At 73.7% G+C, this 4,291-nt stretch carries 4 protein-coding genes; 2 read left to right on the top strand and 2 right to left on the bottom strand.

All coding sequences use genetic code 11. The features are described from left to right. Positions 1–173: 173 nt before the first annotated feature. Together AOK11_RS36670 and AOK11_RS44230 are read right to left on the bottom strand one after the other, a co-directional pair. Positions 174–1,112: a cation diffusion facilitator family transporter gene (locus tag AOK11_RS36670; protein WP_055597953.1), complete on the bottom strand. Its 939-nt coding sequence runs from the start codon at positions 1,110–1,112 to the stop codon at positions 174–176. 472 nt (positions 1,113–1,584) lie between these two features. After that, positions 1,585–1,734 (bottom strand): hypothetical protein, encoded by a 150-nt coding sequence (locus AOK11_RS44230; RefSeq protein ID WP_206189002.1) that lies wholly within the window; start codon positions 1,732–1,734, stop codon positions 1,585–1,587. Positions 1,735–1,962: 228 nt separating this feature from the next. Between AOK11_RS44230 and AOK11_RS36675 the strand changes: the two genes are divergently transcribed. Both AOK11_RS36675 and AOK11_RS36680 read left to right on the top strand, forming a co-directional pair. After that, positions 1,963–3,900, top strand: a complete 1,938-nt coding sequence (locus AOK11_RS36675) for a DUF5941 domain-containing protein (protein ID WP_055597954.1) — start codon at positions 1,963–1,965, stop codon at positions 3,898–3,900. After that, the coding region (locus AOK11_RS36680) for a phosphocholine cytidylyltransferase family protein (RefSeq protein WP_157869530.1) at positions 3,897–4,291 on the top strand (395 nt) is incomplete at its 3' end. The genes AOK11_RS36675 and AOK11_RS36680, both read left to right, overlap by 4 nt.

Consider the following 4,291-nt stretch of genomic DNA (forward strand, 5'->3'; position numbering starts at 1 on the left):
GGTGCGGGGGCGGAAGGATGCTCCTCCCGGCGCATGAACACCGGCCTCACGCCCCAGTGGCGCCTCCCGCCCCGGCCGCACCCCGCACGCGCCCCCGTCACGTCAGGTCACGAGACGTCACGGCGCGGCGCCACGTCACGCCGCTCGGACGGCCCCCGCGGCCGGGGGCCGTCTCAGTGGCAGAGCCGTGCCTCGTGCTCCGCGTGACCGCGCGGTTCCAGCTGGAAGGTGCAGTGCTGCACGTCGAAGTGGTCGCCCAGGCAGTCCTGCAGCTCGTGCAGCATCTTCTCGTACCCGATGGCGCTGAGCACCTCGGAGCTGACGACCACGTGCGCGGAGAGCACCGGCATGCCCGAGGTGATGGTCCAGGCGTGCAGATCGTGCACGTCCTCGACGCCCTGCGTGCCCAGGATGTGCGCCCGCACCTGGGCCATGTCCACGTCCTTGGGCGCCGCCTCCAGCAGGACGTCCAGGGTCTCGCGCAGCAGCCTGAAGGCGCGGGGCACGATCAGCACGGCGATCACGAGGGAGGCGATCGGGTCGGCGGCCGTCCAGCCGGTCGCCACGACGACCAGCGCCGAGACGATCACCGCGACCGAGCCGAACGCGTCGGCGGCCACCTCCAGGAACGCCCCGCGCACGTTCAGGCTCTCCTTCTGCCCGCGCATCAGCAGCGTCAGCGACACCAGGTTGGCGACCAGGCCGATCGCGCCGAAGACCAGCGTCAGCCCGCCCTCGGTGGGGGCCGGTGCGATGAACCGCTGGATCGCCTCGTACAGCACGTAGCCGCCCACCCCGAGCAGCAGCAGGCAGTTCGCGAGCGCCGCGAGTATCTCCGCGCGGGCGTAGCCGAAGGTGCGGTGCGCGCTCGGCGGGCGGTTCGCGAAGTGGATCGCCAGCAGAGCCATGCCGAGTCCCAGCGCGTCCGTCGCCATGTGCGCCGCGTCGGCGACGAGGGCGAGCGAGTCGGCCAGCAGACCGCCGATGATCTCGACGACCATGACACCGAGCGTGATCGCCAGCGCCGCCCGCAGCCTGCCGCGGTACGCCGCGCTCGCCGTACCGCCGGGGTGCGCGCCGTGCGCGTGCCCGTGATCGTGCCCAGCCCCCATGAAAGCCGTCCCTCCATGACTCGTCCGGATCACAGTGAACTACGGGAGGGGGGTAGGGGGCAACGCGGCACTGAACACCGTTGTCATGTGCCTTGACCTGCGAAAACGGTTCGCAGGTCAAGGCCTGTCGGGGCGGTGCGCGGGCCTTCCGGGTGACCCGGTCGGCGATGCCGGCGGGCACGGGCACGAGTGCTCCCGGGTGCGGACACGGGCGCCGTCGGGCGCCGGGCCGGCCTCACCGTGCGCACGCGCCGGGGTGCGGAGCGTGGCCTCCGTGACGAGATCCACAGGGGGCCCGCACCGGGCTCGCCGCGCGCGCCTCCGCCGCGGGGAGCGTGGGGCGCCCGCCCTCGTGGTGTCCGGCGCGGGGGCGGGAGGTCCCTCGTCCTCCCCGGCGGTACGGTGTGGGCCGGGCCGCCCGCTCGGTTCCTCCCCGGGCCGGCCGCGGACCTCGATACGGACATTGCGCTGGTCAGAGGTCGGTGGCCCGCCCCTGGCTTCGATCACGGCCCGCCTCGTACGCGTCCAGGGCGACCACCTTCCTCGGCGACGGGCCCGCCCCGAAGGTGCCGCCCGCACCGGGTGGAGCCACACCGGGGGCGATGCCCGCTATGTGCCCCAATACCCCTTCTGGGTAGGCGGTTTGTGGGCCGGCCCCGCTATCCCCGATGATGATCGCGGCAGGGGCGCAGGTGAAACCACAACGATCCAACCGCCGAACGGGCGGTGAACGCGGGTTCAGGGGCATCCGCTAACCTCAGCCGACATGCCGCTCGGAGGCCCCGTACGGCCGCCCCCACCATGTACACGACCGGCGCGGACGCGTCGGTATCCAGGGAGTGAGATTCGGTTGTCGACCGCCATCCTCACCGGCCAGCCGGTTCCGGGTTCGTCGATCGAGGCGGACCTGCGTTCCCTCGGCTTCGACGTGCGGATCGCGCCCGACACCGCGACGGCCGGGACCCTGCTCGCCGAGGTGCCCGCCGGACAACGGGTCGCCGTCGTCGACGCCCGGTTCGTGGGTCATGAGCACGCGCTCCGCCTCGGCCTCACCGACCCCCGCTTCCCGCTCGCGGCGATCCCCGGTGCCGTCACCGCCCAGCCGGCCGCGCGCCAGGCCCTGTCCCTCGCGATGGACCGCGCGACGGCCGGTGAGGACACCGCGGTCTCCGAGCCCGCCGCCGAGGTCGCCGAGGCCACCGGCACCACCGAGCCCGCCGCCCCCGAAGCCGTGACCGGCGATGCCGGCGAGACCGCCTCCGGCGGAGCCCCGGCGCCCGCCGGCACCACCCTCACCGGCGACCTCTCCGACCGCATCGTCGCCGCCCTGAGCGCCGACGGAAGCGACCCGCACCGCCCCGACCTCGGCAGCCTCGTCGCCACCGTCCCCGACGACCCGCAGGCCCGCAACGAGGCCCGGCAGGCCGTCGCCGCGGTGGACGACGAGGCCGTCCGGCTGAAGTCGGCCGTCAAGGCCCGGGACGGCTTCTTCACCACCTACTGCATCAGCCCGTACTCCCGCTACCTCGCCCGCTGGTGCGCCCGGCGCGGACTGACCCCCAACCAGGTCACCACCGCCTCCCTGTTCACCGCGCTCATAGCGGCCGCCTGCGCCGCCACCGGCACCCGCGCGGGCTTCGTCGCCGCCGGTGTCCTGCTCCTCGCCTCCTTCGTGCTGGACTGCACCGACGGCCAGCTCGCCCGCTACTCCCTGCAGTACTCCACCCTCGGCGCCTGGCTCGACGCCACCTTCGACCGCGCCAAGGAGTACGCCTACTACGCGGGCCTCGCCCTCGGCGCGGCCCGCGGCGGCGACGACGTATGGGCCCTCGCCCTCGGCGCGATGGTCCTGCAGACCTGCCGGCACGTCGTGGACTTCTCCTTCAACGAGGCGAACGCCGACAGCACCGCCGCCACCAGTCCCACCGCCGCTCTCTCCAGCAAGCTCGACAGCGTCGGCTGGACGGTCTGGGCACGCCGCATGATCGTCCTCCCGATCGGCGAGCGCTGGGCGATGATCGCGGTCCTCACGGCCCTCACGACCCCCCGCATCACCTTCTACGCCCTGCTGATCGGCTGCGCCTTCGCGGCGACGTACACCACGGCCGGCCGTGTCCTGCGCTCCCTCACCCGCAAGGCCCGCAGGACCGACCGCGCGGCGCGCGCCCTCGCGGACCTCGCCGACACCGGACCGCTCGCCGAACGCCTCGCCGGGGCGCTGAAGCCCACCGCGCGGCGCCTGCCCGGGTTCACCGCCCCCGCCGTCGCCCTGCTCGGCGGCGCCGCCGTCGTCGCCACGGCCGCGCTGACCGGTTTCGGCGGACCGTGGCCCGTCCTCGCCGCCCTCCTGTACGTCCTGACCTCCGCCCTGGCCGTCGCCCGCCCTCTCAAGGGCTCCCTCGACTGGCTGGTCCCGCCGTTCCTGCGTGCCGCCGAGTACGGCACCGTCCTGGCCCTGGCGGCGGGCGCCGGGGTGAACGGAGCGCTTCCGGCCGCCTACGGTCTGGTGGCCGCCGTCGCCTACCATCACTACGACACGGTCTACCGCATCCGTGGCGACGCGGGCGCGCCCCCGCCCTGGCTGGTACGGGCGATCGGAGGGCACGAGGGCCGCACCCTGGCGGTCGTCGTCCTGGCCGCCCTGCTCACCGCCTCGCAGTTCGCCGTCGCGCTCACGGTGCTCGCCGTGGCCGTGGCCCTGCTGGTGCTCCTCGAGAGCATCCGCTTCTGGGTGACCGCCCACCGGGGCGGCGCACCCGCCGTACACGATGAAGGAGAACCCGCATGATCGGCCTCGTGCTGGCGGCCGGCGCCGGACGGCGTCTGCGTCCCTACACCGACACCCTGCCCAAGGCGCTGGTGCCGGTGGGGCCCGCGGGTATAGAGGGCGAACCGACGGTCCTGGACCTCACCCTCGGCAACTTCGCCGAGATCGGCCTGACCGAGGCCGCCGTCATCGTCGGCTACCGCAAGGAGGCCGTGTACGAGCGCCAGGCGGCCCTGGAACAGAAGTACGGGCTCAAGCTCACCCTCATCGACAACGACAAGGCCGAGGAGTGGAACAACGCCTACTCCCTGTGGTGCGGCCGTGACGCCCTCAAGGACGGCGTGATCCTCGCCAACGGCGACACCGTGCACCCGGTCTCCGTCGAGAAGACGCTCCTCGCCGCGCGCGGCGA

Source organism: Streptomyces hirsutus, from assembly GCF_001418415.1.
Classification (GTDB): Bacteria; Actinomycetota; Actinomycetes; order Streptomycetales; family Streptomycetaceae; genus Streptomyces; species Streptomyces hirsutus.